Here is a 25,453-nt window from a genome sequence, read left to right as displayed (position 1 = left end):
AGCTCTATTTGCAGTAAGTCTAAACTTAGCATGCTTCTTGACAGGCGTCTAGCGGACAATGTGAAAAACACGGCAGCCCGCTAAACACCTGGCTTTGGTCATCCCGACCAATTACAGATTAGCTGTTAAGAACTCTTTCAGCTGACCTTTCGACAGTGCGCCAACTTTAGTTGCTGCGACTTCGCCGCCTTTAAATAACAGCAGGGTAGGAATACCACGGATGCCGTATTTAGGTGCAGTACCTGGGTTTTCATCGATATTCAGTTTTGCGATGGTCAGCTTGCCTTCGAACTCAGTGGCAATTTCATCCAGAATCGGAGCGATCATTTTACATGGACCGCACCACTCTGCCCAGAAATCGACCAGCACCAGCCCTTCGGCTTTCAATACGTCGTTGTCGAAACTGTCATCGGTCAGGTGAATAATTTTATCGCTCATGTTTACTCCAAAGGATTATCTTTACCTTGTTGATGTAGCATTAACCAACATTAGGTTGACTTTATTTCACCGGATACGCTTTCGTAAAGCAATAGTTAGCTGATATTCTACCACACTATGAGCAAAACACACTTGACCGAACAGAAGTTTTCCGACTTCGCCCTGCACCCGCTGGCAGTAGAAGCCCTTGAAAAGAAAGGCTTCCATTACTGCACTCCTATTCAGGCATTGGCATTGCCAATCACGCTCGCTGGGCGTGATGTTGCAGGTCAGGCGCAAACCGGTACCGGCAAGACGCTGGCTTTTCTAGCGTCTACTTTCCATTATCTGCTTTCTCACCCTGCTGCGGAAGGTCGTAAGACTAACCAGCCGCGTGCCTTGATCATGGCACCTACCCGCGAACTTGCGGTGCAGATCCATTCCGACGCCGAAGCATTATCTGAGTCAACCGGGCTGAAATTAGGTCTGGCCTATGGCGGCGACGGTTACGACAAACAGCTTAAAGTGCTGGAAAGCGGCGTGGACATCCTGATCGGAACCACTGGCCGTTTAATCGATTACACCAAACAGAACCACATCGACCTGGGCGCGATTCAGGTGGTGGTGCTGGATGAAGCAGACCGTATGTTCGATCTGGGCTTCATCAAAGATATCCGCTGGTTGTTCCGCCGGATGCCACCTGCTAATCAACGCCTGAACATGCTGTTCTCAGCAACGCTTTCCTATCGTGTGAAAGAGCTGGCGTTTGAAAACATGAATAATGCCGAATCGATCGAAATCGAACCGGAACAAAAAACCGGTCACCGTATTCAGGAAGAGCTGTTCTACCCTTCAAATGAAGAAAAAATGCGCCTGCTGCAGACGCTGATTGAAGAAGAATGGCCAGATCGCTGCATTATTTTCGCCAATACCAAACACCGCTGTGAAGACGTCTGGGGCCATCTGGCTGCCGATGGTCATCGCGTTGGCTTGCTGACCGGCGATGTCCCACAGAAAAAACGCCTGCGCGTTCTGGAAGACTTCACCAAAGGCACGCTGGACATTCTGGTCGCGACTGACGTTGCTGCCCGTGGCTTGCACATTCCTGCCGTGACGCACGTCTTTAACTACGACTTGCCTGACGACTGTGAAGATTACGTTCACCGTATTGGCCGTACTGGCCGCGCGGGTCTGAGTGGCCATTCCATCAGCCTGGCTTGTGAAGAATATGCCCTGAATCTGCCGGCGATTGAAACTTACACCGGTCACAGCATTCCGGTCAGTAAATACAACAGCGATGCGCTGTTAACTGATTTGCCTCCTGCAAAACGTCTTGCCCGCACGCGCACCGGTAACGGCCCGCGTCGCAACAGCAATTCGTCTTCACGTCGCAGCAGTGCACCACGTAGCAACCGTAAACGTCCGGGCTGATAACCTATGCTAAGTTCCACCTCACTGTATGCAGCGATTGATCTGGGTTCTAACAGCTTTCACATGCTGGTGGTGCGTGAGGTGGCAGGCAGTATCCAGACCCTCGCCAGAATTAAGCGCAAAGTGCGTCTGGCAGCCGGTCTGGATAAACATAACCTGCTTTCTCAGGAAGCGATGCAACGGGGCTGGCAATGCCTGAAGCTGTTTTCTGAAAGATTGCAGGATATCCCGCGCGATCAGATCCGTGTCGTGGCCACCGCAACGTTGCGACTGGCCAGCAATGCCGACGAGTTTCTGGGCAAAGCGCAGGAAATCCTCGGCTGTCCGATTCAGGTCATTACCGGCGAAGAAGAAGCACGTCTGATTTATCACGGCGTTGCCCACACAACGGGCGGCCCGGATAAACGTCTGGTCGTCGATATTGGCGGCGGCAGCACCGAGCTGGTGACCGGCGTCGGCGCACAAGCCACTACGCTTTTCAGTCTGTCGATGGGCTGCGTCACCTGGCTGGAACGTTATTTTGCCGACCGCAATCTGGCAAAAGAAAACTTCGATCAGGCCGAGCAGGCGGCAATCGATATGATCCTGCCTGTGGCACCAGAGCTGATTGCCAATGGCTGGCAGATTTGTGTCGGCGCTTCCGGGACCGTGCAGGCCTTGCAGGAAATCATGGTCGCGCAAGGTATGGACGAACGCATCACGCTACCTAAACTTCAGCAACTCAAACAGCGCGCCATTCAATGCGGCAAGCTGGAAGAGCTGGAGATTGAAGGTCTGACTCTCGAACGTGCGCTGGTTTTCCCGAGCGGACTCTCTATTCTGATCGCCATTTTCAAAACGCTGAACATCGAAATGATGACACTGGCGGGCGGCGCGCTGCGCGAAGGTCTGGTTTACGGCATGCTGCATTTGCCTATCGAACAGGATATCCGCCAGCGTACGCTGCGTAATCTGCAACGCCGCTACCTGCTGGATAACGAGCAGGCCGAGCGCGTGGCACAGCTCGCCGAGAACTTTTCTTTGCAGGTGGCGCAGGAATGGAAGCTGGATGCACGGGCACGCGAACTGCTTAACAGCGCCTGCCTGATCCACGAAATTGGGCTGAGTGTCGATTTTAAGAAAGCACCCCATCACGCAGCTTATCTGATCCGTCATCTGGATTTACCGGGTTTCACACCGGCACAGAAAAAACTGCTGGCGACGCTTTTGCAAAACCAGAACAACACTCTGGACATCCCGTTGCTCAATGAGCAAAACGCCGTGCCACCGCGTCAGGCACAGCGTCTTTGTCGCATTCTGCGACTGGCGATTATCTTTGCCAGCCGCCGTCGCGACGACACATTGCCTGCGGTGCGTTTGCGCGCCAATGATGATGAACTGAGCGTGATTGTGCCGCAGGGCTGGCTGGAACAGCATCCGCTGCGCGCAGAAGAATTAGAGCAGGAAAGTCACTGGCAGAGTTATGTCCACTGGCCGCTGTTTGTCGAAGAACAGTAACGCGTTGGTCTGTAAACCATAAAAAAAAGCAGAGGCCTGAGTGATCAGCCTCTGCTTTTTTATAGCTCATGTTCAGTGGCTTTTGGCTAATTGCCGCCCCTGGCTTTTGCCAGTTGCTCGCGGATTTTCTCCAGATGGCTTTGGCCTTTCACCATGCGTTCTTCGGCGCTGACCACTTTCCGTTCGCTTTCCCAGGCCAGATCGTCCTGAGGCAATTCCAGCAGAAACCGGCTCGGTTCGGGGCGGATCAGTTCACCGTACTGACGACGCTCGCGGCAAAGAGTAAATGTCAGCTCTTTCTGTGCACGGGTAATGCCCACATACGCCAGACGTCGCTCTTCATCCACGTTGTCTTCATCGATGCTGCTCTGATGCGGCAACAGACCTTCTTCCATGCCAACCAGATACACATAAGGGAATTCCAGCCCCTTGGAGGCGTGCAGGGTCATCAGCTGAACCTGATCCAACTCTTCGTCGTTCTCGCCGCGCTCCATCATGTCGCGCAAGGTAAAGCGCGTGACCACCTGAGTGAGCGTCATCGGCTCATCCAGATCGGTGCCTTCCAGCATTTCCGTCATCCAGCTGAACAGCTGATTGACGTTTTTCATGCGCATCTCTGCCGCTTTCGGGCTGGGCGAGGTTTCGAATAACCAGCTTTCGTAGTCGATGCCGTGGATCAAATCCCGCACTGCGGCGACAGGCTCGCGTTCGGCCAGCTCAGAAACAGACCCCATCCAGTGCGTGAAACGTTGCAGGGATTCCAGTCCGCGCCCGGTCAGATACTGCCCCAGCCCCATATCAAAACTGGCTTTGAACAGCCCTTTGTTGCGCTGATTCGCCCACTCGCCCAGCTTTTGTAACGTGGCCGCCCCGATTTCACGACGCGGCGTATTTACGATGCGCAGGAAGGCGCTGTCATCATCCGGGTTAGTCAGCACACGCAGATAAGCCAGCAGGTCTTTGATTTCCGGACGTGAGAAGAACGAGGTGCCGCCGGAAATGCGGTACGGGATGCGGTTCTGCATCAGCATTTTTTCAAACAGGCGGGACTGGTGGTTACCGCGATATAAAATCGCATAATCGCCATAAGCGGTTTTATTGATGAAGTGATGGGCAATCAGTTCACCGACCACACGTTCAGCTTCGTGATCATCATTGTTGGCCGTCACCACTTTCAGCGTTTCACCATATCCCAGTTCAGAGAAAAGACGCTTCTCGAACACGTGCGGGTTATTGGCGATCAGAATATTGGCCGCTTTCAGAATACGCTGCGAGGAACGGTAATTCTGTTCAAGCTTGATGACCTGCAACTGCGGAAAATCTTCTTTCAGCAGCACCAGGTTTTGCGGCCGCGCCCCGCGCCATGAGTAAATGGACTGGTCATCGTCCCCCACCACGGTAAAACGCGCGCGGTTGCCGACCAGCAGTTTCACCATCATGTACTGGCTGGTGTTGGTGTCCTGATATTCATCCACCAGCAGATAGCGCAGCTTGTTCTGCCAGCGTTCGCGCACTTCTTCATTGCTTTGCAGCAACAGCGTCGGCAACAGGATCAGGTCATCGAAATCGAGAATATTACAGGCGCGCATATGGTCGTGATAAAGGCTGTAGCAGTGCGCGAAGATTTGATCGCGCTCTGATCGCGCCAGACCGGCAGCCTGGGAAGGATCAACCAGATCGTTTTTCCAGTTTGAGATCGTCGACACCAGCTGCTGCAACAATGTCTTATCGTTCTCGAGCCATTTTTCACTCAGCTCTTTCAGCAGCGCCAGCTGGTCCTGATCATCGAATAAGGAAAAATTGGATTTCATCCCCAGCGCGGCAAATTCACGTTTGATGATTTCCAGCCCAAGCGTATGAAATGTGGCGATCAGCAAGCCCCGTGCTTCTTTGCGGCCCAGGGTTTGCGCGACACGCTCTTTCATTTCGCGCGCGGCTTTATTGGTAAAAGTTACCGCCGCGATGTGGCGTGCCTGATAGCCACATTCACGGATCAGGTGTGCGATTTTATTGGTAATTACCCTGGTTTTGCCGGAGCCAGCCCCCGCCAGAACCAGGCAGGGTCCGGTGACGAATTCGACGGCGTTTTGTTGGCTGGGGTTTAATCGCATGGCGTATTTTTGCTCACCTGATGGACAAGGACGGCGATTGTAGCAGAAACGTCGGCTGAGATTGACTGGCTTTACAGCGCAATTTCTTATCCCGGAACGCAGGCCGGATTCCCCCCGCGCCGTTTCAGATGTTACATTACGCGTCTGGAAACACTCTCGCAAAAAAGGTCTTATCATGGCAAAAACTGCCGCAGCAATGCACATCCTGGTAAAGGAAGAAGCACAGGCGCTTGATCTTCTGGAACAACTGAAGAACGGTGGCGATTTTGAGAAACTGGCTAAGAAGCATTCTACCTGCCCGTCAGGTAAGAAAGGCGGCCATTTAGGTGAATTCAAGCAAGGCGCAATGGTGCCGGCTTTCGATAAAGTGGTTTTCTCTGCACCACTGATCGAGCCACAAGGCCCGCTGCACACTCAGTTCGGTTACCACATCATCAAGATTTTGTACCGCAACTAAGTTCTGCTTCTGCCAGAACCAAAAGAAAGGGCACCGCATTTTCATGCAGTGCCCTTTTTTGTATCTCCCGGAGCCCCGAATAATTCGGGTTACAGGAAGGCGGCAAGTGAATGACAAATCGGTCGGGAACCGATTTGAACAGCGCTCGCGCTGGCCCGCAGGGTGAGCCTCAGGGACGAGGCTCATTAATCCCGATGAGCTTACTCAAGTAAGTGATTCGGGTGACCGAACGCAGCCAACGCATCTGTAACTTGAAGTATGAAGGGGATCAGCTTGCGACGGCGATACGCTTCATATCGGTCATATAGCCACGCAGAGTGCGGCCGATTGACTCGATTGGATGATTGCGGATTGCTTCGTTAACGTCGCGCAGTTGCGCGTTATCAACCTGCGTTTCAGCCACTGATTTGCCCAGATCGCCTGCCTGCAGCGTGGTCATGAACTCTTTCAGCAACGGTACGGCAGCGTTAGCGAACAGGTAGTTACCGTATTCAGCGGTATCAGAGATAACCACGTTCATTTCGTACAGACGCTTACGCGCAACGGTGTTGGCGATCAGCGGCAGTTCATGCAGTGATTCGTAGTAAGCCGATTCTTCGATGATGCCGGACGCCACCATGGTTTCGAAGGCCAGCTCAACGCCCGCTTTCACCATCGCAATCATCACAACGCCGTGGTCGAAGTATTCCTGCTCGGAAATTTTACCGTCGAACTGTGGTGCGTTTTCGAACGCGGTTGCGCCCGTTTCTTCACGCCAGGTCAGCAGGTTTTTGTCGTCGTTCGCCCAGTCAGCCATCATGCCGCTGGAGAATTCGCCGGAGATAATGTCGTCCATGTGTTTCTGGAACAGTGGCGCCATGATCTCTTTCAGTTGTTCGGACAGCGCATAAGCACGCAGTTTCGCCGGGTTGGACAGACGATCCATCATCAGCGTGATGCCGCCTTGTTTCAGCGCTTCGGTGATGGTTTCCCAGCCGAATTGCAGCAGTTTTTCTGCGTAGGCTTCATCAACGCCGTCAGCAACCAGTTTGTCGAAGCACAGCAGAGAACCGGCCTGCAACATACCGCACAGGATAGTCTGTTCGCCCATCAGGTCAGATTTTACTTCAGCCACGAAGGAAGACTGCAGAACGCCCGCACGGTGACCGCCGGTGGCTGCTGCCCAGGCTTTGGCAATCGCCATGCCTTCGCCTTTCGGGTCGTTTTCCGGGTGAACCGCGATCAGTGTTGGTACACCGAAACCGCGTTTGTATTCTTCACGCACTTCGGTACCCGGACATTTCGGGGCAACCATGACTACGGTGATGTCTTTACGGATTTGCTCGCCCACTTCAACGATGTTGAAGCCGTGGGAATAACCCAGGGTTGCGCCGTCTTTCATCAGAGGCTGAACCGCTTTTACCACCGCGCTGTGCTGTTTGTCTGGCGTCAGGTTAACCACCAGATCAGCCTGCGGGATCAGTTCTTCGTAGGTGCCGACTTTAAAGCCGTTTTCGGTCGCTTTACGCCATGAAGCACGCTTCTCAGCAATCGCTTCTGCACGCAGGGTGTAGGACACATCCAGACCGGAATCACGCATGTTCAGACCCTGGTTCAGGCCCTGTGCGCCACAGCCTACAATCACCACTTTTTTACCTTTGAGGTAGCTGGCTTCGTCCGCGAATTCATCGCGACCCATGAAGCGGCATTTGCCCAGTTGTGCCAGCTGCTGACGCAGGTTCAGTGTGTTGAAATAGTTAGCCATGTCTTGCTCCGTTCTATCGAGGTAAGTGCTGTTATTTTTTGTTTCACCGGTGAGCCGGTGAACGCCGTGAATTCACTATATGTCATGCGACACATTGCTTAAATTGATATATTACGAAGATGACGTTGCAGATTCTGCAATATACTTCGTTTGTTTCCTGTGAAACTCAAAAGCTGGATAGCCGTTATGGACTTACGAGATCTGAAACTGTTTTTACATCTGGCGGAAAGCCGCCATTTTGGCCGTTCGTCGAAGGCGATGCATGTCAGCCCGTCCACGTTGTCGCGCCAGATCCAGCGGCTTGAAGAAGAACTCGGCCAGCCGTTGTTTCAGCGTGATAACCGCACGGTGCAGCTGACCAGTGCAGGCGAACAACTCAAAAACTTTGCCCAGCAGACGCTGCTGCATTACCAGCAACTGCGCAGCGGGCTGGATCAGCATGGCCCGACGCTGAGCGGCGAACTGCACCTGTTCTGCTCAGTCACCGCCGCCTACAGCCATTTACCGCCGATCCTTGACCGTTTCCGTGCGCAGCATCCGCTGGTCGAAATCAAACTGACCACCGGCGACGCCGCGGATGCGGTTGGAAAAGTCCAGTCCACTGAAGCGGATCTGGCGATTGCCGGTCGTCCGGAAAGTTTACCGGGCAGCGTCGATTTCACGCAGATCGGCGAAATCCCGATGATCCTGATTTCCCCTTCGCTGCCTTGCGCGGTGCGTACGCAAGTCAGCGAGCCACATCCGGACTGGTCACAAATTCCGTTTATCCTGCCGGAACACGGCCCGGCGCGAAAACGTATCGACATCTGGTTCAAACGTAACCGCCTGAGCAATCCGCTGATTTACGCCACGGTGTCCGGCCACGAAGCCATTGTGTCGATGGTCGCGCTCGGTTGCGGGATCGCGCTTATTCCGTCGGTGGTGGTCGATAACAGTCCGGAGCCGGTACGCAACCGTATTTCTGTTCTGGATAACGTCACGCTCGGCGCGCCGCTGGAGCTGGGCGTCTGCGTGCAGAAAAAACGTCTGAACGAGCCGCTGATCGACGCGTTCTGGCAGTTACTCTGAGTTTTCAGGCAATAAAAAACGGGACGCTTTTCAGGGTCCCGTTTGTCTTATCAGCCCGCCAGGAAGAAGCGGAACGCCGGATTATCACTTTCGTTGTGACAGTCATAGCCCAGCGCCGACAGGTTCTGCTCGAACTCCGGCTCTTCTTCGTTCAGCTCAAACGCCGCCAGCACACGACCAAAATCGGTGCCGTGGCTGCGGTAATGGAACAGCGAAATATTCCAGTGCGTGCCCAGCGTGTGCAGGAATTTCAGCAATGCGCCCGGCGATTCCGGGAATTCAAAGCTGTAAAGCCGCTCGTGCAGAGGCTTAGTCGGACGCCCGCCCACCATGTAACGCACATGAAGTTTTGCCATTTCATCGTCGGACAAATCCACAACCTGATAACCGTCATGGTTCAGTTCAGCGATGATTTCCTGACGCTCGGCATGCCCGCGCGTCAGACGCACGCCGACAAATATGCAGGCGTTGTCCGCATCGGCATAACGGTAGTTAAACTCCGTCACCGAACGGCCGCCCAGCAGCTGACAGAATTTCAGGAAGCTGCCTTTACGCTCAGGAATGGTCACCGCCAGCAGTGCTTCGCGTTGCTCGCCCAGCTCGCAGCGTTCTGACACATAACGCAGGCCGTGGAAATTCACGTTCGCGCCGGAAAGCACATGCGCCAGACGTTCGCCCTGGATGTTGTGCTGCTGCACGTATTTTTTCAGCCCCGCCAGCGCCAGCGCACCGGAAGGCTCAGCAATTGCGCGCACATCCTCGAACAAATCTTTCACTGCCGCACAAATGGAATCGCTGTCGACGGTGATCACATCATCCAGATATTCACGGCACAGACGGAAGGTTTCGTTGCCGATACGTTTCACCGCCACGCCTTCGGCAAACAACCCGACACGCGCCAGATCCACCGGTTCACCGGCGTCCATTGCCGCGCGCAGGCAGGCAGAATCTTCGGCTTCGACGCCGATCACCTGAATCTGCGGCATCAGCTGTTTGATCAGCACCGCCACACCGGCTGCCAGACCACCGCCACCGACGGGTACGAATACGCGATCGAGATGCGCATCCTGTTGCAGCAGTTCCATCGCCAGCGTGCCCTGTCCGGCGATCACCGCCGGATGGTCGAACGGGGGCACAAACGTCATGCCCTGTTCCTGCGACAACGTGATCGCTTTGGCTTTCGCCTCATCGAAATTCGCGCCATGCAGTAAAACTTCGCCGCCAAAATTACGCACCGCATCGACTTTGATATCGGCTGTCGCCACCGGCATCACAATCAGCGATTTGATGCCTTTTTTGGTGGCCGACAATGCGACGCCCTGCGCGTGGTTTCCCGCTGACGCCGTGACGACGCCGCGTGCGGCCTCGTCTTCGGTCAGGCTGGCGATCATCGAATACGCCCCGCGCAGTTTAAAACTGTGGACAGCCTGGCGGTCCTCCCTTTTCACCAGAATGGTGTTACCCAGCCGGGAAGAGATCTTTTCCATGACCTGCAAAGGCGTCACCTGAGCGACTTCATAAACCGGCGCACGCAGCACGGCACGCAGATATTCTGCGCCGCACGGCTGGTCGGGTAGAGGTTGTGATACCGCCATGTCTGTCAGCCTCCCAGCTTAGACTTGTCGCGTACTGCGCCTTTGTCCGCGCTGGTTGCCAGCAATGCGTAAGCACGCAGCGCAAGGGAGACCACACGTTCGCGATTTTTCGGCGTCCAGGCTTTATCACCACGCGCCAGTTCGGCTTCGTGACGCGCTGCCAGTTCCGCCGCAGGCACGTCCAGCACCATGCTGCGGTTTGGAATGTCGATGTCGATGATGTCGCCATCCTGCACCAGCGCAATCAGGCCGCCGCTGCCCGCTTCCGGAGAAACGTGGCCGATGGACAGACCGGAGGTACCGCCGGAGAAACGGCCGTCGGTGATCAGCGCACACTCTTTGCCCAGACCCATGGATTTCAGGTACGTGGTCGGATAGAGCATTTCCTGCATGCCCGGCCCGCCTTTCGGCCCTTCGTAGCGGATCACCACGACATCGCCGGAAACCACTTTGCCGCCGAGAATCGCTTCAACGGCGCTGTCCTGGCTTTCGTACACTTTGGCCGGACCCCGGAACGTCAGGTTGGATTCATCCACGCCGGCGGTTTTAACGATACTGCCCGCTTCGGCGATGTTGCCGTAAAGCACGGCCAGACCGCCGTCTTTGCTGAACGCATGTTCCAGAGAACGGATACAGCCTTCGGCGCGGTCATCATCGAGCGTGTCCCAGCGGCAATCCTGTGAAAATGCCTGGGTGGTACGGATACCCGCCGGACCGGCGCGGAACATTTTTTTCACCGCTTCGTCTTTGGTCAGCATGATGTCGTACTGATCCAGCGTCTGGTTCAGGGTCAGGCCGAGAATGTTTTTCACGTCGCGGTTCAGGAGATTCGCGCGATCCAGTTCGCCCAAAATGGCCAGAACGCCACCGGCACGGTGCACGTCTTCCATGTGATATTTCTGGGTGCTTGGCGCGACTTTACACAGGTGTGGCACTTTGCGGGACAGACGGTCGATGTCGGTCATGTCGAAGTCGATTTCGCCTTCCTGCGCGGCAGCCAGCAGGTGCAGAACGGTGTTAGTCGAGCCGCCCATCGCGATATCCAGGATCATGGCGTTTTCGAATGCGGCTTTGCTGGCGATGTTGCGCGGCAATGCGCTTTCATCGTCTTTTTCGTAATAACGTTTGGTCAGCTCAACGATACGGCGACCGGCATTGAGGAACAGGTCGCGGCGGTCGGCGTGGGTTGCCAGCAATGAACCGTTGCCCGGCTGAGACAAACCCAGCGCTTCGGTCAGACAGTTCATGGAGTTGGCGGTAAACATACCGGAACAGGAACCGCAGGTCGGACAGGCAGAACGCTCGATTTGTTCGCTGTCGGCATCGCTGACGTTCGGGTTTGCGCCCTGAATCATCGCATCGACCAGGTCGAGTTTGATGATTTTGTCAGACAGTTTGGTTTTACCGGCTTCCATCGGGCCGCCGGACACGAAGATCACCGGAATATTCAGGCGCAGTGACGCCATCAGCATTCCCGGGGTGATCTTGTCGCAGTTGGAGATACACACCATGGCGTCTGCGCAGTGCGCGTTCACCATGTATTCCACGGAGTCTGCGATCAGCTCGCGAGAAGGCAGTGAATACAGCATGCCGCCATGACCCATGGCGATCCCGTCATCCACGGCGATGGTGTTGAATTCTTTCGCCACGCCGCCAGACGCTTCGATTTGTTCGGCAACCAGCTTACCCAGATCGCGCAGATGCACGTGACCCGGCACGAACTGGGTAAATGAGTTAACGACAGCAATAATAGGCTTACCGAAATCGTTATCGGTCATGCCGGTGGCGCGCCATAATGCGCGGGCGCCAGCCATGTTACGGCCGTGCGTCGTGGTGTGGGAACGGTACTTAGGCATGCTCTGTTCACTCCAAATCATTTCTGTTTAGCAGGCAGCGATATCGCTACCTGCTGAATGTCTAATTTATCCTCATCATTACCCTAAATCATTCGGGTTGCAGCAAGGCGGCAACTGAATGAATCCCCGGGAGCTTACTCAGGTAAGTGACCGGGGTGAATAAAGGCAGCCAACGCAGAAGCAGCCTGAAGGATGACGGGTAATTATTGTGGGTTGATTGGATCCAGCCAACCCCATTTATCTTCGGTTTTGCCGGTGAACAGGCCGAAGAAAGCATCCTGAATTTGTTTGGTGACCGGGCCACGCTTGCCAATGCCGACCTGAATGCCGTCGACGCTGCGAACTGGTGTGATTTCTGCGGCAGTACCGGACATGAAGACTTCGTCGGCCAGATACAGGGATTCGCGGGACAGAACTTGTTCGCGCACTTCCAGACCCATGTCTTTCGCCAGTTTAATAATAGCGTCACGGGTGATACCTGGCAGGGCTGAAGAGGTAAATGGCGGCGTAAACAGAATGCCCTCTTTCACTTCAAACAGGTTTTCGCCTGCGCCTTCAGACACATAACCGTGAACGTCCAGCGCGATACCTTCCTGATAACCGTGACGGCGCGCTTCGCTGCCGACCAGCAATGAGGAAAGGTAGTTACCCCCGGCTTTCGCGGCCGTTGGAATGGTGTTGGCGGCAACGCGGTTCCAGGAAGACACCATCGCGTCGATGCCCTGTTCCAGCGCTTCTTCACCCAGATACGCGCCCCACGGGAAGGCGGCGATGATCACATCAGTTTTGTAGCCATCCGGCGGGTTAACGCCCATACCCACATCGCCGACAAACACCAGCGGACGAATATACGCGCTGACCAGATTGTTTTTGCGCAGCGTCTCGCGGCAAGCTTCCATCAGCTCATCCACGCTCTGAGAAACCGGCATACGGTAGATTTTTGCGGAATCGCGCAGACGCTGCATGTGTTCACGGTGACGGAATACGACCGGGCCTTTGTGGGAGTCGTAGCAGCGCACGCCTTCGAATACGGAAGTGCCGTAATGCAATGCGTGTGACATGACGTGGACTTTCGCTTCTGCCCACGGAACCATCTCGCCATTGAACCAAATGTAATCAGCTTTCTTCGTCATTCTCTCGTTCCTTTACTCACGCATTCGCGCGTATTTGTTGTGATGTGTGTTGCTGGATCTCGACACAAGCGACATCCATAAGTTTGCGTAACTGTGAAGACAGTAAATCTACCGGCCGCTGACTGGCAACGGTCAATTCGATATTTATGTTTTCCGCATTAACCATCGGCGTCATGTTCATCGCGCACACCTGAAAACCACGGTGACGGACAACGCGTAATACGCGCTCCAACATTTCGGGGCGGAAACGGGCCTGAATTGAGACGTTATGTTGCATCATGACATTTTCTCCAGCATGGTTTCGTTGCCTGCGCCCGGTGGAACCAGCGGCCAGACATTCTCATTTTCGTCGATGGAAACCTGAAGCAAATACGGACCTTCGCTGTTGAAGAAGGCGTCCAGAGCGGCATCGACTTGATCTTTACGGTGGATACGTTGGCCGGGGATATTGAAGGCGCTGGCCAGCGTGACAAAATCGGGGTTATCGGAGAGGTTGGTTTCACTGAAGCGTCCGTCGAAGAACAATTCCTGCCACTGTCGTACCATCCCTAACCGCTGGTTATCCAGCAACAGGATTTTGACGGGCAACTGTTTTCGCTTGATGGTGCCCAGTTCCTGAACGTTCATCATGAATGAACCATCACCAGAAACGCAGATCACCATGTCGTCGGGACGGGCAACCTGTGCGCCGACAGCAGCCGGAACGCCAAAGCCCATAGTGCCCAGTCCGCTGGAAGTGATGAAGTTTTCCGGACGGGTGAACTGCATGTGTTGCGCGGTCCACATCTGATGCTGGCCGACGTCGGTGGTCACCACGGTGCTGGCAGATTTACGGTCGGAGATTTGTTTCAGTAACAGCGGCGCATAAATCGCTTCGCCCGGATGGTCGTAACGCCATTCGCCCTGCGCTTTCAGGGTCATCACTTCATCACGCCATGCGTTGATGTTCAGTGACTGGTGCAGCGCCGGTAACAGCGTATTCAAATCACCCTGTAATGCCACGTGTGCCTGACGTAATTTATTCAGTTCAGCCGGGTCGATATCCATATGGATAACGGCCGCGTCTGGCGCGAAGGTATTCAGCTTGCCGGTCACGCGGTCATCGAAGCGCGCACCGACGGCAATCAGTAAATCACAAGACTGAACGGCCAGATTCGCCGCTTTGGTGCCATGCATGCCCAGCATACCCAGATAGCACGGGTCGCTGGCATCCGGCGCGCCCAGTCCTTTCAGCGTGGCTACCGCGGGCATACCTGTCGCAGAAATAAACTCACGTAATGCAGGAACCGCCTGCGCGATACCGACACCACCACCGACGTAAACCATCGGCTTTTTCGCGGCGGCAATCATCGCGCGGGCTTGTTGCAGTTCAGCGGCCGGATGCGGGAACGTTTCTTCTACCGCGACCAGATGCGGCGGTAATTCGCCGACGGCCAGCTGGATATCTTTCGGGATGTCGATCAGAACCGGGCCAGGACGGCCGGAGCTGGCGATGGCAAAGGCTTCCGCCATAATTTCCGGCAGTGTTTCCAGCGATTCGACCAGGAAGCTGTGTTTGGTGCAGGCCAGAGACAGCCCTAAAACGTCGATTTCCTGGAAAGCATCGGTGCCGATGAAAGCAGAACCGACCTGACCGGTGATGGCAATCAGCGGAACGGAATCTAACAGCGCGTCGGCCAGACCGGTGATCAGGTTGGTCGCGCCGGGGCCGGAGGTGGCGATACAAACGCCGACTTTTCCGGTAGAACGGGCATAGCCGATGGCAGCCATTGCAGCGCCCTGCTCATGCCGGCACAACAGGTGTTCCACGCCGCCGTCATACAGTGCATCGTATACCGGCATGATTGCCCCGCCAGGATAACCAAATACTGTATTTACACCCTGCGCACGCAACGCTTGTACTACCCATTGTGCTCCGTTCATCTTTATTCTCCTGCCTTTTTGCGACAAGTGCAGAATATTATGCTGTTGCTCATTTTCCGACCCCGCTTCACTGTTCTCTGAAATTCCTGACCCAAAAAAAAACCCCGGACCTTTCGGTGCGGGGTTTCTTTTCAGGTTCAGGCTTGTTTAATAAGCCTTTCTTCGTCCAAGTGCAGCCCCGCACGGTGGGATAATAATCACCACCACGCTAATCACGACTAGGCTAACTACGAGGAGAAGGGCTTTCATTTTTCGGTTTCTAAAATTCATATTGCGAACGATTGCCTACAGAGTTATCACAGTAGGACGTCTAATGACAACACTTTTATTACGTTATTATTTGCAGCGCATTGCAAAATCCACGAAAAATCATCTGAAAAATCAAACCTTAGCGCGGTGATCTGCCGTTTGATTATTTATTGCTCCGGCAATGGCTTTTCCGCGCGTATCCCGGCCAAACGCCACCAGAACAGAAATCAGGATGGCGACAGTACCGGCGACGATTGCCATCGCCAGTCCGTAATTGTGTCCGTGGCTTTCAGCAATGGAAGCCTGAAGCGTCGCATTGACGGATGCGATGAGATTACCCAGCTGATACACAAACCCCGGCAGAACCGCGCGGGTGTTGGCGGGCACCAGTTCGGTCAGATAAGTCGGCACCACGCCCCAGGCGCCCTGCACCATAAACTGCATCAGAAACGCCCCCAGCCCCAGCATCCACGAACCGCCGGAAAATGCCCATAAAGGAATGACCGGCAGCGAAAGCAGCGCGGCAATAATAATCGCCTTCTTACGGCCAATTTTCTCCGACAGTGAACCGAAGAAGATCCCGCCGATAATTGATGCGATGTTGTAGCTTATGGCGATTAAACTGACGGTATGTGCATCGAAACCGTGCTGAACTTTCAGGAATGTCGGATAGAGATCCTGCGTGCCGTGACTGAAGAAGTTGAAGCCCGCCATCAGCACCACCAGATAAATACACAGCTTCCAGTTTTTCTTCAGCACCGGCATCAGCGCGGTGCTTTCGTTGCGTTCCCGCGCTGCCAGCCAGACCGGCGATTCCTGCACTTTGAACCAGATAAACGGCAGCAGGAAAACCGGCACAGCGCCAATCACAAACATGCCGCGCCAGCCAACCACATCAAACAGTAAACCGTACACCACCGCCGCCAGCAGATAACCAAACGGATAACCCGCCTGGAAAATCCCTGACATCATGCCGCGTGAGCGGTCAGGAATGGTTTCCATCGCCAGAGAAGACGCCACGCCCCAGACGCCGCCCATCGCAATGCCGTAAATCACACGCAGGATCAGGAAAACAGTCAGTGAAGGTGCCGCCGCAGTACAGAGCTCGAAGAAAGAAAACAGCGCGATATTGACCATCAGCACCGGCTTGCGTCCGTACTTTTCCGCCGCACGACCAAACAACAGCGCGCCTATTGGCCGCACGGCCAGCGTCAGCAGGATCGCCAGCGTGACCTGTTTGATATCCACCTGAAAAGCAGTGGCGATATCACTGAGCAGAAAGACCAGAACGAAAAAATCAAAGGCATCGAGGGTCCAGCTCAGAAAGCTGGCGATGGCAACGTTACGCTGCCGGGAAGTCCAACCAAACATGGGTAAGTCCCTATTCCGGAATCGCTGTAGGCAGTGCACTGACCGGGGCATTCCGGAAAATTCCCGGTCAGGCAGAGAGATGTTAATCGGTGTTTTGTATTTGTTTATTTATTGTTAAATACACCCAGATTAAACACCGCTGCCGCTATGACCGGCAACTTAATTAGCCCGCTAATTTGTTTCCAGAGACCTCAAACTGTTAGGGAGTATTGCGGTCTGTGCGAGGCTTCTCGTAACTTTTCAGGTTAACCCGCTGACTTACAGATTATTTTTCCACGGCATTACGCATTCCGACAAACTTCTTCCCGCAGGGGCTTCGGCCTCAGGCATGCTGCCGTCAGGAGATTTCACAGCAAAGGAAAAAGCATGTCATTAGCCGTGGTGTATACCCGCGCCTCTCTGGGTGTTCAGGCGCCCGGCGTCTCGGTCGAAGTGCATATCAGCAACGGGTTACCGGCGCTGACGCTGGTCGGTTTGCCGGAAACCACCGTCAAGGAAGCCCGGGACAGGGTACGCAGCGCCATCATCAACTGCGGGTTCACCTTTCCGGCAAAACGTATCACCGTCAACCTGGCGCCTGCGGATTTACCCAAGGAGGGCGGCCGGTATGATTTGTCTATCGCGCTGGCGATTCTGGTGGCCTCAGAGCAGCTTCAGGGCGATAAGCTGGAGGAGTACGAGTTTCTGGGTGAACTCGGGCTTTCCGGTGCCCTGCGCAGCGTCAATGGCGCCATTCCGGCGGCACTGGAAGCGCAAAAAGAAGGCAGGGTGCTGATCCTGCCGCAAAATAATCAGATGGAAATGACGTTGCTGGATCCCGGTGTTGCGCGGGTCGCCGGGCATTTGTTGCAGGTCTGCGCCTTTTTGCAGGGCGAAGATAATCTGCCGCCCATTGAATTCCCCGCTCATCCGCCTGAACCCGCGCGTCAACCCGACCTCGCCGATATCATTGGTCAGGAACAGTCAAAACGCGCACTGGAGGTCGCGGCAGCAGGGGGACATAATTTATTGCTGATCGGTCCGCCGGGCACAGGCAAAACCATGCTGGCCAGCCGGTTGCCGGGATTGCTGCCACCGCTGAGTAACGAGGAAAAGCTGGAAACCGCGGCCATCGCCAGTCTGGTGTATAACCCGGAGGAGGACGGTGAATTCTCCCGCGTCCGCCCTTTCCGCGCGCCGCATCACAGCACGTCAATGAGTGCGCTGGTCGGGGGTGGCTCGCTGCCAAGGCCGGGGGAGATTTCGCTGGCACATAACGGCGTGTTGTTTCTCGACGAGCTTCCTGAATTTCAGCGGCAGGTTCTGGATGCCCTGCGCCAGCCTATGGAATCCGGCGAAATCACCATTTCCCGCGCCCGCGCGAAAGTGCGCTATCCGGCCAGAGCGCAACTGATCGCAGCGATGAATCCCAGCCCGACCGGACACTATCAGGGCGTGCATAACCGTACGCCGCCGCAACAGGTTTTGCGGTATCTGAGCCGGCTTTCCGGCCCGTTTCTCGATCGCTTTGACTTATCCATTGAAGTCCCGCTGTTGCCGCCGGGTATTCTGAGCCAGCAACATCATTCCCCTGCCATCAGGGAAAACAGTGCGCAGGTACGGGAGCGGGTATTGCTCGCCAGAGAAAGGCAGGTAGCACGGGCGGGGAAAATCAACGCCCATCTGAGCAGCAGTGAAGTTGAACGCTGGTGTGTGTTGACGCCGGGGGATGCGCAATTTCTGGAGGAGGTACTGCAAAAACTGGGATTGTCGGTCAGAGCCTGGCACCGCATTCTGAAAGTCGCGAGAACACTGGCGGATTTAGGGGGCGCAGAATCGATTGAAAGACGGCATATTGCAGAGGCACTGAGCTATCGCAGCATGGATAGGCTATTGTTAACGTTACATAAGAATCTGGCGTAAAAAAACGGGGCAACGCCCCGTTTCATTAGTCATCGCTTTCCGTGTAGTCTTCTACAGCGTCAGCCTGCGGTTTACCGCCAGACAGCGTGTGGAATTTCTTCGGACGACGCGTGCGGACAATGTATTTGTTCCACACTTTTTCTGCATCTGTTACAGGTTCGCGTGTACCGCGGCAAACCTCCAGGAACAGCTTTTCTTCGTCGGTAACGGGCTCACGTTTTCCCAGATCCAGCTCGTTAAAAGCAAAGCCGTAACGTTCTAGCATTTGCGCTTCTTTAATGGTGAAATCGCCATGCCGGGAGAACCCGCGAGGGTAATGTTTATTATCAAAAAAACGATTTGTCGTGGTGAAGCTTTCCGCCATCTGACACGCTCCTAATTCTCTCATGGTCGTGCTGTTATGGCGCGGAGTATTAGTTAGGCTTGACATTGTGTAAAACAAAACATTTAAATCTTAACGACAAAAAATATTGGAGATAGTTTTGGACACGGAATTACTGAAAACCTTTTTGGAGGTCAGTAGAACTCGCCACTTTGGTCGGGCGGCGGAATCCCTTTATCTGACGCAATCCGCTGTCAGCTTTCGTATCCGACAACTGGAAACCCAACTTGGCGCCAATTTATTCACACGGCATCGCAATAACATCCGCTTAACGCCCGCAGGAGAACGTCTGCTGCCTTATGCAGAGAATCTGATGTCGACGTGGCAGATGGCGAAAAAAGAGGTTCTACGCTCGTTACAGCACACAGAATTGTCCATTGGCGCCACGGCGTCGCTGTGGGAAGCCTATCTGACGCCGTGGATGCAGTCTTTGTACACTCAGCGCGGCACACTAAGACTGGAAGCGCGCATCGCCCTTCGTCAGTCGCTGGTGAAACAATTGCATGAAAGACAACTGGATTTACTGATCACCACTGAACCGCCGAAGATGGATGAACTGTCGAGTCAGTTGCTGGGTAATTTCTCGTTACGACTTTTCTCATCGCAGAAAACCGCCAGAGGGGAACATCCGCCCTATGTGAAGCTGGAATGGGGTGCCGATTTTCCGCAGCAGGAAAAACTGCAAAACAGCGATCAGGAACCGGTACTGACCACGACCTCCGCGCATCTGACCCGTCAGTTGCTGGAAAATACCGGCGGCTGCGCCTTCCTGCCCGCGCACTGGGCAAAAGAATATCCGCAACTTGCGGCACATGAGGATGTGCCACCGGTGATCCGGCCGTTGTACGCCGTCTGGCTGCAAACCAGCGATCAGCAGGTTCTGATCCGTCAGTTACTCAAAACGCCGCTGATCACTAATCTCTGAACCGTCCGGCCTCAGGACGGTTCAGGCCGCGGATGGCGCGCTCTTCTGGCGGTCCAGAACGTGCCCATGCCTTTTTGTAATCCGATGAAGATAAACAACAAAATACCCATCACGATTTTGGTCCACCACGAACTGAGTGTGCCGTCGAAGGTGATGTAGGTCTGAATCAGCCCCTGGATCAGCACGCCAAACAAACTGCCTAACACCGTGCCTACGCCGCCACTCAGCAGTGTTCCGCCAATAACGACAGACGCGATGGCATCGAGTTCCACGCCGCTCGCTGCTAGCGCATAACCTGCCGAGGTGTAGAGCGAGAAAATAATGCCAGACAGCACGGCCAGCGTACTCGACAGCATGTAGATATAAATCGTGGTACGACGGACGGGCACCCCCATCAGCGCAGCCGACACATTGCTTCCGCCGACGGCATAGACGTTGTTACCGAATCGCGTCCGGTGCGCCAGAATAATTCCGCCAAACACCACCAGCAGCATCACCAGAGCCAGTAAGGTGAAACGGCCTCCTCCCGGCATTTTCCAGGCATAATTAGCGAGGAAATCGTAAACCGGATGGTTAATCGGCAACGACTCTTCCGAGACGATAAAACTCATCCCCCGCACGAAGAACATCCCCGCCAGCGTGATAATGAAAGCAGGCAGTTTCAGCGTATCAATGATCCACCCCATCAGGGCACCAAACGTGGCCCCCATCAGCAGCACAATGACAAACGCATATCCCGGCGCTATACCGTAGGCCCCGATCAGTTTTGCCAGCAATACCCCGGTAAAGGCGATAACCGAGCCGACGGAAAGGTCGATACCGCCGGAGAGGATCACGAAGGTCATACCGACAGCGACAATGCCCAGAAAAGCGTTATCAGTCAGCAAATCAAAAAAGACGCGGGTGGATGCAAACCCCGGAAACTGGGTGAAGCAATAGGCATATCCCGCCAGAAACACCACGATAGTAATCAGCAGCGGCAGATTTCTTTTAAGCATTATCCCTTCCTCCGGAACAGATTACTGAGCGAGACACGGGGCGACTGAACGACCAGTACGGCCAGCACCACCAGCGCTTTCAGCACCAGGTTGAATTCCGGTTTGAAGCCGGAGAGCAGGATGCCGGTATTCATACCCTGAATGATCAGCGCACCCACAACCGAAAGAAGCAGGTTAAAGCGTCCGCCTAACAGGGAACCGCCACCGATGACCACCGCCAGAATGGCGTCGAGTTCCAGCCATAGCCCGGCGTTATTGGCATCTGCGCCCCGGATATCAGCCGTCACGATAACGCCCGCCACCGCCGCACAAATGCCGCAAATCACATACGTGGATATCAGCACTAAACGGGCGTTTACCCCGGCGTTATACGCAGAACGGATGTTGATGCCCACTGATTCGATAAAAAGACCGAGCGCCGTTTTCCGCGTCAGCGCCCAGACCACAATCAGCATGACGATCGCGATAATCACCGGCATCGGCAGATAGAACAGAGAGCCGCTGCCGAACTGCGATAAACCGTTATGTTCAAAGGTGACGATTTGTCCCTCTGTAATCAGCTGTGCAATGCCGCGTCCGGCGACCATCAGCATCAACGTGGCGACAATCGGCTGAATTTGCAGAACCGCCACCAGAAAGCCATTCCACAAACCACAGACAGCACCAACGCCGACCGAGGCGAGCAGCACCATGATCAGCGGATAGCCCTGCACGGTCATAGTCGCAGCCGTCGCACCGGCAATCGCCATGACTGCGCCAACGGAAAGGTCGATACCGCCGGTGGCGATCACCAACGTCATCCCGAGAGCCAGTAAGGCAACCGGCGCGCCACGGTTAAAAATATCAACCAGGCTGCCAAACAGGCGGCCATCCTGAATGTGGATAGAGAAAAAGCCCGGTGCGACCAGACTGTCGATGATTAATATGGCGACGAAAGCCCCAATTTGCGTGGCACCTTTGGGAAATACCCATCTTACTTTGCGCGGTTTTCCCGTCATTTGCAGACTCCTGTTGTTCATCGCTATCTCCTCATTGCGCCGCAATGGCTTTCATAATGGCTGGCACGGAGATATCAGCCTGCTCGATTTCGGCAACATGACGACGGTCGCGAAGGACGACAATGCGATCGGCATAACCGGAGAGTTCTTCCAGCTCAGAGGAAATAACCAGTAACGCCAGCCCCTCATCGCACAGTTTTTCTATCAGACGAATAATTTCTGCGTGGGCACCGACGTCAATCCCACGGGTAGGCTCATCGAGTATGAGAAAGCGCGGATTGGTTGCCAGCCAGCGGGACAGCAACACTTTTTGCTGGTTACCGCCGGAAAGATACTGAATTTCCTGCTCAGTGCCGGGCGTACGAATGCCCAGGAGTTTGATAAACTTTTCAGCGATCTGATGCTGTTCTTTCATTGGCAACGGACGCAACCAGCCGCGCTGAGCCTGTAAGGCAAGAATGATGTTTTCCCGCACCGTGGCTGCGCCGATAATGCCATCGGTTTTACGATCTTCCGGGCAATACCCAAACCCCAGTTTCGCCGCCTTTCTCGGCGTACTGATGGTTTCCTCTTTGCCATCCACCCGCGCATTGCCGCTGTCATGGCCTTTAATGCCGAAAATCAGCTGAGCGGTTTCTGTCCGTCCGGATCCGAGCAGGCCGGCCAGACCGACAATTTCGCCGCGCCTGACTTTCAGATCAAAATGTTCGACCACGCCGCGACGGCCATAGTCTTTGAAATCCACTAACGGCTCACCCGTCACATTTCGGTGTTCCGTGCGTTTAAGCAGGCTTTCATCAAAACTGTGACCCAGCATCATGGGGACAAGATCGATACGTGGTAAATCCACTGTCCGTTCTGACCCGACGCGCTTACCGTTTCGCAAAACGGTGATCCGGTCACTGATCCGATAAACCTGATCGAGGAAATGGGTGACGAAAATCATCCCCACACCTTTATCACGCAGCTGAACCAGAATATCGAGCAACATGCTGACTTCTTTGGCATCCAGACTGGCCGTCGGCTCATCAAGGATTAAGACCTGGGCAGAAAGATCGACGGCGCGGGCGATCGCCACGATTTGCTGGATTGCAATGGAGTAGGCTGAAAGTGGCTGACTGACATCCAGATGCAGGCCATACCCCTCCAGAAGCGCGTCAGCCTGTTGTTCCATCTTGCGCTGATTGACCAGACCGAAGCGGGTAGGTTCGCGCCCGATGAACAGGTTAGCAGCAACGGAAATATTCGGCAGGAGGTTAACTTCCTGATAGACCGTACCAATCCCCAGCGACTGGGCATCAGCGGTATTGACAGGCTCGATGGGCTGGCCGTTGAGGAATACCTGGCCTGCTGAGCGTTTATAGACACCGGTGAGGGCTTTAATCATTGTGGACTTACCGGCGCCGTTCTCACCTAAAAGGGCAACAATTTCACCGCGTTCGAGGGTAAAGTCGACATTTTCCAGCGCCTTCACGCCGGGGAATTCTACTGACAGGCCGCGAACTTCAAGCAGCGTTTCTGAACCAGGATTATCCGTCACGTCACTACTCCTGCTGCATTCGCCACAGGCGAAAAGGGAATAATTTTTACCGGCTTGCCCGTGAGACAAGCCGGTAAACCGGCTTAATAACCCATGTTTTTCTTCATGTCATATTCTTTCTGAGCCATGTCCGGCAGGATCAACGCGGATTGAGTCTGAATGAATTTCTTCGGTTGAGTACCGTCCTTTTTCATCGCAATCAGCGCATCAAATGCAGGTCCAGCCATGTTAGGCGTCAGCTCGACAGAAGCATTCGCTTCACCCGCCAGCATAGCTTTGTAGATATCAGGAACACCGTCGATAGAGACGATTTTGATTTGCGAGCCCGGCTTCAGGCCGGCTTCTTTGATGGCCTGAATGGCACCAATCGCCATGTCGTCGTTATGCGCGTAAACGGCACAAATATTTTTGCCGTTTTGCTCTGCCTTGATGAAGCTTTCCATCACTTCTTTCCCTTTACTGCGGGTGAAGTCACCGGATTGGGAACGGATAATTTTGACGTTTGGCGCAGCTTTCAGGGCATCGGCAAAACCTTGTTTACGGTTTAACGCGACGCTGGCACCGACGGTTCCCTGCAATTCGACAACATTACAAGGTTTTCCCGCAGACTCTTTGACCAGCCAGTCACCTGCCACTTTACCTTCATAAACGCTGTCCGAGGCTACTGCTGCGGTATACAGGGAGGGATCACTGACCTCAATGGTGCGGTCTAACAGAAATACCGGGATCTTGGCTTCTTTCGCTTCCGTCAGTACAGGTGCCCAGCCGGTTGCCACAACAGGCGCGATGAATATGGCATCAACACCTTGCGCGATGAATGAACGTATCGCTTTGATTTGGTTCTCTTGTTTTTGCTGAGCATCGGCAATTTTCAGTGTAATGCCACGTTTTTCCGCTTCTGATTTAGATACTTTTGTTTCCGCAGAACGCCACCCAGACTCAGAGCCGATCTGCGAAAAACCAACAACCAGCGGAGCCGCCTGAGCTGCGCCACAAAGTACTGTTGCTACTGCTGCTGCCACAAATAAGCGTTTGTACATGTCTCTTTCCTCGCGTGTAGTCTGAGCTACTTTTTGTTATGACCCGTAGGGTACGGCCAGGACATTCACCCGACATATGCCCTCATCCGCTACGACCTGAGGCCGTAAAAAGGACAAAAACAAGAGTGCCGGGAACTGGTAGTCGTCATAAGACGATGATTAGGTTTAGTACATTGGGAAAAAGCGAGCATGAGCGAGGTCACATACGGGGAGAACAATCAATTAGTGCATGTATTCAGCCAAAACATGACCAAAAATAACCCGTAAAAGAGGGGAAATTGAGCGTAAAGGGTGCAAGAAATCGCTGACGGATTGTATTAAAGGCAAGAGGATAAGAAGAGGGAGGAGATTTCACAAAATTAAGACGAAAAAAAACCCCTCGCTTTCGCGAAGGGTTTCAATATGGCAGGGGCGGAGAGACTCGAACTCGCGACACCCGGTTTTGGAGACCGGTGCTCTACCAACTGAGCTACGCCCCTAAATTACGCTTACTATTATGCCTGCTAATTTAGCAGGCATAATTTTTAATAAGTGGCGGAACGGACGGGGCTCGAACCCGCGACCCCCTGCGTGACAGGCAGGTATTCTAACCAACTGAACTACCGCTCCACCGGTTCTTTCACATACATCAGAAAGCGTCTGATACATGTTTGTTCCTGTTATTTTCCTTGTCAGGGGAAAAGGAACACGTTCTTTATTATAAAAATTGATGCCTGGCAGTTCCCTACTCTCGCATGGGGAGACCCCACACTACCATCGGCGCTACGGCGTTTCACTTCTGAGTTCGGCATGGGGTCAGGTGGGACCACCGCGCTA

At 54.3% G+C, this 25,453-nt stretch carries 21 protein-coding genes, 2 tRNA genes and 1 rRNA gene; 6 read left to right on the top strand and 18 right to left on the bottom strand.

Annotated elements, in window-relative coordinates; genetic code table 11:
• Positions 1-111 precede the first annotated feature (111 nt).
• Positions 112-438: a thioredoxin TrxA gene (trxA, locus tag EYY67_RS20710; RefSeq protein ID WP_013577537.1), complete on the bottom strand. Its 327-nt coding sequence runs from the start codon at positions 436-438 to the stop codon at positions 112-114.
• 117 nt (positions 439-555) lie between these two features.
• Here trxA and rhlB point away from each other — a divergent pair, with 117 nt between their 5' ends.
• Both rhlB and gppA read left to right on the top strand, forming a co-directional pair.
• Positions 556-1,848: an ATP-dependent RNA helicase RhlB gene (gene rhlB / locus EYY67_RS20705; protein ID WP_119822797.1), complete on the top strand. Its 1,293-nt coding sequence runs from the start codon at positions 556-558 to the stop codon at positions 1,846-1,848.
• A 6-nt stretch (positions 1,849-1,854) separates the two neighbouring features.
• On the top strand, positions 1,855-3,345 hold the full coding sequence (gppA, locus tag EYY67_RS20700; protein WP_131694295.1) for a guanosine-5'-triphosphate,3'-diphosphate diphosphatase: 1,491 nt from the start codon (positions 1,855-1,857) through the stop codon (positions 3,343-3,345).
• A gap of 86 nt (positions 3,346-3,431) precedes the next feature.
• Here gppA and rep read toward each other — a convergent pair whose 3' ends face one another.
• Entirely contained in the window at positions 3,432-5,456 is a 2,025-nt protein-coding gene (gene rep / locus EYY67_RS20695; RefSeq protein ID WP_119822799.1) for a DNA helicase Rep, read from the bottom strand.
• Between the two features lie 175 nt (positions 5,457-5,631).
• Between rep and ppiC the strand changes: the two genes are divergently transcribed.
• The gene (gene ppiC, locus EYY67_RS20690) at positions 5,632-5,913 is read left to right on the top strand and encodes a peptidylprolyl isomerase PpiC (protein ID WP_015690589.1); all 282 of its coding nucleotides are present in this window, start codon (positions 5,632-5,634) and stop codon (positions 5,911-5,913) included.
• A gap of 268 nt (positions 5,914-6,181) precedes the next feature.
• Here the strand turns inward: ppiC and ilvC are convergent, their stop codons facing one another.
• Entirely contained in the window at positions 6,182-7,657 is a 1,476-nt protein-coding gene (gene ilvC, locus EYY67_RS20685) for a ketol-acid reductoisomerase (protein ID WP_056772344.1), read from the bottom strand.
• Between the two features lie 186 nt (positions 7,658-7,843).
• Between ilvC and ilvY the strand changes: the two genes are divergently transcribed.
• Positions 7,844-8,725 carry an HTH-type transcriptional activator IlvY gene (gene ilvY / locus EYY67_RS20680; protein WP_131694294.1) on the top strand — a complete coding sequence of 294 codons (882 nt, stop codon included), beginning with the start codon at positions 7,844-7,846 and terminating at the stop codon, positions 8,723-8,725.
• Positions 8,726-8,775: 50 nt separating this feature from the next.
• Here the strand turns inward: ilvY and ilvA are convergent, their stop codons facing one another.
• The 7 genes from ilvA to EYY67_RS20645 form a co-directional block, all read right to left on the bottom strand.
• Positions 8,776-10,320, bottom strand: coding sequence for a threonine ammonia-lyase, biosynthetic (ilvA, locus tag EYY67_RS20675; protein WP_095924176.1), 1,545 nt, complete (start codon positions 10,318-10,320; stop codon positions 8,776-8,778).
• A 5-nt stretch (positions 10,321-10,325) separates the two neighbouring features.
• Positions 10,326-12,176 carry a dihydroxy-acid dehydratase gene (gene ilvD / locus EYY67_RS20670; RefSeq protein WP_095925244.1) on the bottom strand — a complete coding sequence of 617 codons (1,851 nt, stop codon included), beginning with the start codon at positions 12,174-12,176 and terminating at the stop codon, positions 10,326-10,328.
• Between the two features lie 203 nt (positions 12,177-12,379).
• Positions 12,380-13,309 carry a branched-chain amino acid transaminase gene (locus EYY67_RS20665; RefSeq protein ID WP_095924174.1) on the bottom strand — a complete coding sequence of 310 codons (930 nt, stop codon included), beginning with the start codon at positions 13,307-13,309 and terminating at the stop codon, positions 12,380-12,382.
• A 16-nt stretch (positions 13,310-13,325) separates the two neighbouring features.
• The gene (ilvM, locus tag EYY67_RS20660; RefSeq protein WP_013577547.1) at positions 13,326-13,589 is read right to left on the bottom strand and encodes an acetolactate synthase 2 small subunit; all 264 of its coding nucleotides are present in this window, start codon (positions 13,587-13,589) and stop codon (positions 13,326-13,328) included.
• On the bottom strand, positions 13,586-15,232 hold the full coding sequence (ilvG, locus tag EYY67_RS20655; RefSeq protein WP_131694293.1) for an acetolactate synthase 2 catalytic subunit: 1,647 nt from the start codon (positions 15,230-15,232) through the stop codon (positions 13,586-13,588). Before ilvG ends, ilvM begins: the two co-directional genes overlap by 4 nt.
• Before the next feature lie 147 nt (positions 15,233-15,379).
• Positions 15,380-15,481 (bottom strand): ilv operon leader peptide, encoded by a 102-nt coding sequence (gene ilvL, locus EYY67_RS20650; protein ID WP_015699153.1) that lies wholly within the window; start codon positions 15,479-15,481, stop codon positions 15,380-15,382.
• Positions 15,482-15,613: 132 nt separating this feature from the next.
• A complete protein-coding gene (locus EYY67_RS20645) occupies positions 15,614-16,852 on the bottom strand; it encodes an MFS transporter (protein ID WP_131694292.1) in 1,239 nt (412 codons plus the stop codon).
• A 366-nt stretch (positions 16,853-17,218) separates the two neighbouring features.
• On the opposite strand from EYY67_RS20645, the gene EYY67_RS20640 reads away from it, so the two are divergent.
• On the top strand, positions 17,219-18,754 hold the full coding sequence (locus tag EYY67_RS20640) for a YifB family Mg chelatase-like AAA ATPase (protein WP_095924171.1): 1,536 nt from the start codon (positions 17,219-17,221) through the stop codon (positions 18,752-18,754).
• Between the two features lie 25 nt (positions 18,755-18,779).
• Here the strand turns inward: EYY67_RS20640 and EYY67_RS20635 are convergent, their stop codons facing one another.
• On the bottom strand, positions 18,780-19,118 hold the full coding sequence (locus EYY67_RS20635) for a MaoP family protein (RefSeq protein ID WP_095924170.1): 339 nt from the start codon (positions 19,116-19,118) through the stop codon (positions 18,780-18,782).
• A 118-nt stretch (positions 19,119-19,236) separates the two neighbouring features.
• Between EYY67_RS20635 and hdfR the strand changes: the two genes are divergently transcribed.
• A complete protein-coding gene (gene hdfR / locus EYY67_RS20630; RefSeq protein ID WP_119822805.1) occupies positions 19,237-20,061 on the top strand; it encodes an HTH-type transcriptional regulator HdfR in 825 nt (274 codons plus the stop codon).
• Between the two features lie 11 nt (positions 20,062-20,072).
• On the opposite strand, the gene yjfF is transcribed toward hdfR, so the two are convergent.
• The 7 genes from yjfF to rrf all read right to left on the bottom strand — a co-directional run.
• The gene (gene yjfF, locus EYY67_RS20625) at positions 20,073-21,059 is read right to left on the bottom strand and encodes a galactofuranose ABC transporter, permease protein YjfF (protein WP_119822806.1); all 987 of its coding nucleotides are present in this window, start codon (positions 21,057-21,059) and stop codon (positions 20,073-20,075) included.
• The gene (gene ytfT, locus EYY67_RS20620) at positions 21,059-22,078 is read right to left on the bottom strand and encodes a galactofuranose ABC transporter, ATP-binding protein YtfT (RefSeq protein WP_119822807.1); all 1,020 of its coding nucleotides are present in this window, start codon (positions 22,076-22,078) and stop codon (positions 21,059-21,061) included. Before ytfT ends, yjfF begins: the two co-directional genes overlap by 1 nt.
• A 10-nt stretch (positions 22,079-22,088) precedes the next feature.
• A complete protein-coding gene (gene ytfR / locus EYY67_RS20615; protein WP_195818196.1) occupies positions 22,089-23,570 on the bottom strand; it encodes a galactofuranose ABC transporter, ATP-binding protein YtfR in 1,482 nt (493 codons plus the stop codon).
• Positions 23,571-23,680: 110 nt separating this feature from the next.
• Positions 23,681-24,637 carry a galactofuranose ABC transporter, galactofuranose-binding protein YtfQ gene (gene ytfQ, locus EYY67_RS20610; RefSeq protein ID WP_015699160.1) on the bottom strand — a complete coding sequence of 319 codons (957 nt, stop codon included), beginning with the start codon at positions 24,635-24,637 and terminating at the stop codon, positions 23,681-23,683.
• Between the two features lie 403 nt (positions 24,638-25,040).
• Positions 25,041-25,116: transfer RNA gene (locus EYY67_RS20605), tRNA-Trp, on the bottom strand.
• A 53-nt stretch (positions 25,117-25,169) separates the two neighbouring features.
• A tRNA-Asp gene (locus EYY67_RS20600) sits at positions 25,170-25,246 on the bottom strand.
• Between the two features lie 102 nt (positions 25,247-25,348).
• Positions 25,349-25,453: ribosomal RNA gene (rrf, locus tag EYY67_RS20595) — 5S ribosomal RNA — on the bottom strand; the annotation flags it as partial.

The organism is Rahnella victoriana (genome assembly GCF_004330295.1).
Taxonomy (GTDB): Bacteria; Pseudomonadota; Gammaproteobacteria; order Enterobacterales; family Enterobacteriaceae; genus Rahnella; species Rahnella victoriana.
This window is presented reverse-complemented; position numbering and strand designations above follow the sequence as displayed.

Bases quoted from the DNA above. Each gene is read 5' to 3' on its own strand.
- trxA (WP_013577537.1), bottom strand. From the start codon at position 438: ATGAGCGATAAAATTATTCACCTGACCGATGACAGTTTCGACAACGAC.
- rhlB (WP_119822797.1), top strand. From the start codon at position 556: ATGAGCAAAACACACTTGACCGAACAGAAGTTTTCCGACTTCGCCCTG.
- gppA (WP_131694295.1), top strand. From the start codon at position 1,855: ATGCTAAGTTCCACCTCACTGTATGCAGCGATTGATCTGGGTTCTAAC.
- rep (WP_119822799.1), bottom strand. From the start codon at position 5,456: ATGCGATTAAACCCCAGCCAACAAAACGCCGTCGAATTCGTCACCGGA.
- ppiC (WP_015690589.1), top strand. From the start codon at position 5,632: ATGGCAAAAACTGCCGCAGCAATGCACATCCTGGTAAAGGAAGAAGCA.
- ilvC (WP_056772344.1), bottom strand. From the start codon at position 7,657: ATGGCTAACTATTTCAACACACTGAACCTGCGTCAGCAGCTGGCACAA.
- ilvY (WP_131694294.1), top strand. From the start codon at position 7,844: ATGGACTTACGAGATCTGAAACTGTTTTTACATCTGGCGGAAAGCCGC.
- ilvA (WP_095924176.1), bottom strand. From the start codon at position 10,320: ATGGCGGTATCACAACCTCTACCCGACCAGCCGTGCGGCGCAGAATAT.
- ilvD (WP_095925244.1), bottom strand. From the start codon at position 12,176: ATGCCTAAGTACCGTTCCCACACCACGACGCACGGCCGTAACATGGCT.
- EYY67_RS20665 (WP_095924174.1), bottom strand. From the start codon at position 13,309: ATGACGAAGAAAGCTGATTACATTTGGTTCAATGGCGAGATGGTTCCG.
- ilvM (WP_013577547.1), bottom strand. From the start codon at position 13,589: ATGATGCAACATAACGTCTCAATTCAGGCCCGTTTCCGCCCCGAAATG.
- ilvG (WP_131694293.1), bottom strand. From the start codon at position 15,232: ATGAACGGAGCACAATGGGTAGTACAAGCGTTGCGTGCGCAGGGTGTA.
- ilvL (WP_015699153.1), bottom strand. From the start codon at position 15,481: ATGAAAGCCCTTCTCCTCGTAGTTAGCCTAGTCGTGATTAGCGTGGTG.
- EYY67_RS20645 (WP_131694292.1), bottom strand. From the start codon at position 16,852: ATGTTTGGTTGGACTTCCCGGCAGCGTAACGTTGCCATCGCCAGCTTT.
- EYY67_RS20640 (WP_095924171.1), top strand. From the start codon at position 17,219: ATGTCATTAGCCGTGGTGTATACCCGCGCCTCTCTGGGTGTTCAGGCG.
- EYY67_RS20635 (WP_095924170.1), bottom strand. From the start codon at position 19,118: ATGGCGGAAAGCTTCACCACGACAAATCGTTTTTTTGATAATAAACAT.
- yjfF (WP_119822806.1), bottom strand. From the start codon at position 21,059: ATGCTTAAAAGAAATCTGCCGCTGCTGATTACTATCGTGGTGTTTCTG.
- ytfT (WP_119822807.1), bottom strand. From the start codon at position 22,078: ATGAACAACAGGAGTCTGCAAATGACGGGAAAACCGCGCAAAGTAAGA.
- ytfQ (WP_015699160.1), bottom strand. From the start codon at position 24,637: ATGTACAAACGCTTATTTGTGGCAGCAGCAGTAGCAACAGTACTTTGT.